Annotated in this window: 3 protein-coding genes; all 3 read right to left on the bottom strand. The window is 64.2% G+C overall.

Translation table 11 applies throughout. The features are described 5' to 3' along the window. Window positions 1-35: 35 nt before the first annotated feature. Window positions 36-1,895: an ABC transporter ATP-binding protein gene (locus EOA22_RS24630; protein WP_063168686.1), complete on the bottom strand. Its 1,860-nt coding sequence runs from the start codon at window positions 1,893-1,895 to the stop codon at window positions 36-38. A 290-nt stretch (window positions 1,896-2,185) separates the two neighbouring features. Further along, window positions 2,186-2,626: a hypothetical protein gene (locus EOA22_RS24625; RefSeq protein WP_244514324.1), complete on the bottom strand. Its 441-nt coding sequence runs from the start codon at window positions 2,624-2,626 to the stop codon at window positions 2,186-2,188. Between the two features lie 180 nt (window positions 2,627-2,806). Then, on the bottom strand, window positions 2,807-4,615 hold the full coding sequence (locus tag EOA22_RS24620; protein WP_063168684.1) for an ABC transporter ATP-binding protein: 1,809 nt from the start codon (window positions 4,613-4,615) through the stop codon (window positions 2,807-2,809). Window positions 4,616-4,765: the final 150 nt, after the last annotated feature.

Raw genomic sequence — 4,765 nt, 5'->3', positions numbered from 1 at the left:
GGCGTCTTCCTCCTCGTCGTCGGCCGGTGTCTGCATCACGCGGCTCCCGCCACGGGCCGCTCATCGTCCGGCCGCAACTGCAGGTCATGGAGCGCGCGGTAGCGTCCACCGAGCGCCAGCAACTCCTCATGCGTGCCGCGCTCGACGATCCGGCCGCCCTCGACGAACAGGATCTGGTCGGCATGCATCAGCGAACTCAGCCGGTGCGAGATGATGAGCGTCACGCGATCCCTGGCGAAGCGTTTCATCGCTGCCCGGATACGCTGTTCGGTGCCGGCGTCGATGGCCGCGGTGGAATCATCGAAGACCAGCACGGACGGCCGCAGCATCAGGCTGCGGGCGATGGTCAGGCGCTGCCGCTGGCCACCGGAAAGCGACGCGCCGCGCTCGCCGACGACTGTGGTGTAACCGGCTGGGAGGCCCATGATGTAATTGTGCAATTGGGCGTACTCGGCTGCCTGCCCGATGCGGGTCTCGCGCGCCCAGGGATTGCCGTAGGCGATGTTGTTCTCGATCGAGGTGGTGAACAGGAACGCGTCCTGCTGCACGACGCCGACGGCCTTGCGCAACGATTGCAGCGTCACCTTGCGGATGTCCTGGCCGTCGATGGTTATCGCGCCTGAGGTGACGTCGTAGAAGCGCGGGATCAGGTGCGCGATGGTCGACTTGCCGCTGCCTGGCGGGCCGACGATGCCGATGGTCTCGCCGGACCTCGCCTCGAAGGAGATGCCCGACAGAGTCGGCCGGTCGCCCGCGCCCTCGTAGCGGAAGCCGACATTGTGGAAGCGCAGCACGCCATCGGTGACGACGAGATCCTTGGCGCCGGGCGCGTCCTCGATGTCGAGCTCGGCGTCGAGCAGTTCGAATAGCCGGCTGCCGCAGGTCGAGGCGCGCGCGAAGGAGTTGACCATAAGGCCGAGCTGGCGCACCGGCATCTGCAGGATGGTCATGAAGGTGAGGAACTGGGCCAGCGTGCCGACGCTGATCTGGCCTGCAATCACTTTCTGGCCGCCGAACCAGAGCACCAGCCCCATGGCGGCCAGGAACGAGAAGTTCATGGCGCTGGTGTTGGAGACGCGGATGTCGACGCGCTGATTGGCAAGCTCCAGCGCCGACAGCTTGGCGCGGTCGAATTTTTCCAGCTCATGCCGCTGTGCCGCAAAGGCCCGCACGACGCGGATGCCGCCGAGGTTCTCATCCATCACCCGGCTCAGCACAGACAGCCGCTCCTGCAAAGTCAACCAGGTGCTGCGCAACGCCAGCTGGGTGACCGAGGACCGCCAGGCGACGAGGGGCACGAAACTCAGGCTGAGCAGCCCGAGCATGAGATCGGTGCTGATCAGGAGATAGGCGCCGACGCCGATCAGCACGCCGAGCAGCACCACACGCAAAATGCCGGTGGAGAAGAACATGCGCACGCCGTCGAGATCGAGCAGGCCGAGCGTGATCAAATCGCCGGTGTGGACCCTGTCGTGGTAGGCGAAGCTCAGGCGCTGGATCTTCTCGTAGAAGGCCAGCCGCAGTTCATAGCCGGTGCGATGACCGACGGCCTCGCCATAGTAGTTCTGCGCCATGGTGAAGAGGCCGCGCAGGATCGAGACGACGAGCAGCGTCAGCGCCGTGTTCCACAGCGCCTGTTCCGCCGCAGCGCCGGCACCCGCGGCCATCACACCTTGCGCCTGGTCGATGGCGCGTCCCAGCAGGCGTGGAATGAAAAGCTGCAGCGTCGCGGCGATGAAGGTCGAGACGATGGTGATGGCGACCTGCCAGGGATGGCGCAGCGTCATGCGCACGATGCGGAGCAAGGTGCTGAGGCCCTTGCCCCAGGAGGCTTCCGCCACATGGGCAAACGATTTGCCGCGCTCCGGTGCGCTGCTGGTTGCTTGCGTGTTCAAGGAAAATATCCAAACCAATCCGGACGTTAGCCCGGACTAATAAAGCAGACTCAATGTGAGCGGTTGACTTGGCGCTATGTTACGCGGGTCTGGCTTGGCCCTTCAAGAGCCAATGCCGGCATCGCACTGTGCCTGAAGGAAAGCGAACATGCGGCTGTGACCCGGCTGGCACCAGCGCCGTAATCCTGCCGATCTTGCCGAAGGGCGTTGGCCGGACGAGGTCAGCACCTAGTGTACGCAAGCGACGGCCGGACGGAATGCGACCTCCCATCCGGCCGGATTCCGGTTTGCTAGGCAGGTATCAGGACGGCGATCCGATGCACGCCGACCTCCTTGCTTGTATTTGTCGCCTCGTCGGTCTTGCCTTTGGCGCAGGTGTACATGTCACCCGTCTTGAGCTTGAATTCCTTGTCGGCCTTCTTGATCGTGAACGCACCTGAAGCAATGGTGCAGACCATATCGTTGTCCATCACCGTCTGAGGCGCGTGTGCGCCGGGCTGAAATACCACGTCGACAATTGCGATGCTCTTGTAGGCGGGAATGTCGGAGTTGCCGGTGCTGACCTCAACCACCCTGACACCGGGCGCAATCTCCTTGCCTTCCTTCGGGCCGTATTTCTTCGCTGATGCCGCCAGGGTGAACAGAGGCGTTATCGCGGCAGCCGTCACACCGAGAGCAATTGCAGACCTGCGATTCATGGTTTTCATCGCATCCTCCCACATGTTCGCCATGAACGAATGTGCATGGCTGAAATATATTAGCATAAACGAATGTAATTGTATGCGAGGAAGCTCCCAACCCCGGCATAGCCGCGTGAACTTGGCGGCAGCCGTCAGAGAGGTTCGTACATCGACCATCTGCTTGCCGCAAAAACCCCGCCGCGGCGGACCTTCGGACTGCTGTTGAGCCGCTCAAAAACCCTGGCGGTGCCGCCAGCAGGCGATCCGGTGGCCGGCCGCGACCTCTCGGGCCGGCGGCTCCGCCTTTCGGCAGTCGGGCAGGACCAGCGGGCAGCGGTCGGCGAAGGAGCACCCCGTATTCGGGACGCCGGCTGCCTCGATCTCGATTGGAGCGGATAGTCTCGGCGCAGCTTCGTCGGAGGACGCAGCCAAAAGCAGGGCCGTATAGGGGTGGTTGGGGCCGCGAAAAATCTGGTCGGAGGAGCCGGTTTCGACCAGGCGTCCGCGATAGAGCACGCCGATCCTGTCGGCCATGTAGCGCACCACCCTGAGGTCGTGGCTGATGAACAGATAGGTCGTGTCCTTGTCGCGCTGCAGGTCGTTGAGCAGGTTGAGAACGGTCGCCTGGACGGAGACGTCGAGCGCGGAGGTCGGTTCATCGAGCACGACGACCTTCGGCACGCCGGCGAAGGCGCGCGCGATTGCCGCCCGCTGCCGCTGGCCGCCGGACAGCGAACGCGACTTCTGCTCGGCCGTGGCGCCGGCGAGGCGAACCGATTGCAGCAGGTCGCCGACGCGGGCTCTCACTTCGCTGCGGCGCAGGCCGGCGAGCCTGCGCAGCGGGCGGCCGAGGATCGTGCCGATCCGCTGGCGCGGATTGAGCGTGCGATCCGGCGACTGGAAGACCATCTGCACGTCGCGGCGTTCGGCAAGGTTTCTCTTCTCGACGCGCGGCGCGACCGTCCTGCCGAACAGTTCGACCGATCCGGCGCTTGGCGTCTGCAGACCGGTGACGATCCGTGCCAGGGTCGACTTGCCAGAACCGGACTCGCCGATCAGCCCGAAGGTCTCGCCCTGGCCGATGTCGAGATCGACGTGGTGCAGCACTGGCTGGCTGCCGAAGGCATGACTGATGCCTTTGCAGGCGATCGCGATGCGGCGTTCTTTTGGCAGGCCGGCGTCTTCGCCTTGGGCCATTGGGTGCGCTGGCACGCCGTCCGTCTCCGCCAGTCTTCCGTCCCGCTTGGTGTAGTTGAGCGCCGGGATCGAGGCGATGAGCGCCTTGGTGTAGGCGTGAGAGGGGTTGTCGAAGACATCGCTCGCGACGCCGCTTTCGACCACGGTTCCCGCCTGCATCACCGCCACCCGGTCGCAGGAGCGGCGGATCATATTGATGTCGTGGCTGATCAGCAGGATGCTGGTTTTGTGATCCTTGCGTAAGTCGGAGAGGATGGCGATGATCTCGGACTGGACGCTGGCGTCGAGCGCCGTCGTCGGCTCATCCAGCACCAGCAGCGATGGGTCGAGCGCAATGGCAATGGCGATGTTGGCGCGCTGCTGCATGCCGCCGGAGAGTTCGTGCGGATAGAGATCCAGCACCCGCTCCGGATGGCTGACCCGGACGCGGCCCAGCAGTTCGGCGGCGCGCCCGCGCGCCTCTTCGAGGCGAACCGGGCGATGCCGCATGACCGTCTCGGTGATCTGGCGGCCGATCGTCATGCTTGGATTGAGGGCAGCACCGGGATGCTGGTAGACCGCGGCGATATGATTTCCCCTGAGCCGGCGCAGTTGCTCGGCGGAAAGGTCGCGGATTTCGCGGCCCTGGAATTCCAGCGCCGACGCAGCGATGCGGGCGTTTTTCGGCAGATAGCGCAATATGGCGAGCGCCACCGAGCTTTTGCCCGATCCCGACTCGCCAACCAGGCCGAGCGCTTCGCCTTCGCCGATGTGCAGTGACACGCCGCTGACGGCGGGATGCGATCCCTTGCGCCCGTCATAGGCCACGGACAGCTGGTCTACGTTCAGAACCGAGGAGGACATGGGGACTTGAAACCACTTTCTTCCAGCGCCGCCATCGAGGGCAATCGCTTCCGCTTTCGCAATTCATTATCTCTATAAATTTACTCGAATTAAGCCGGAGCGCAATCTACCTTTCTCGCATCAGCAGAGATTGTCGCCGTCTGCCGAGGC

Origin of the sequence: Mesorhizobium sp. M7A.F.Ca.US.014.04.1.1, from assembly GCF_003998745.1 — a bacterium.
GTDB classification, from domain to species: domain Bacteria; phylum Pseudomonadota; class Alphaproteobacteria; order Rhizobiales; family Rhizobiaceae; genus Mesorhizobium; species Mesorhizobium ciceri.
The sequence above is the reverse complement of the archived record's forward strand: the minus strand, read 5'-3'. Positions and strand labels throughout refer to the sequence as shown.

Coding starts and splice junctions, on each gene's coding strand:
- EOA22_RS24625 (WP_244514324.1), bottom strand. CDS start 2,626: ATGGCGAACATGTGGGAGGATGCGATGAAAACCATGAATCGCAGGTCT.
- EOA22_RS24620 (WP_063168684.1), bottom strand. CDS start 4,615: ATGTCCTCCTCGGTTCTGAACGTAGACCAGCTGTCCGTGGCCTATGAC.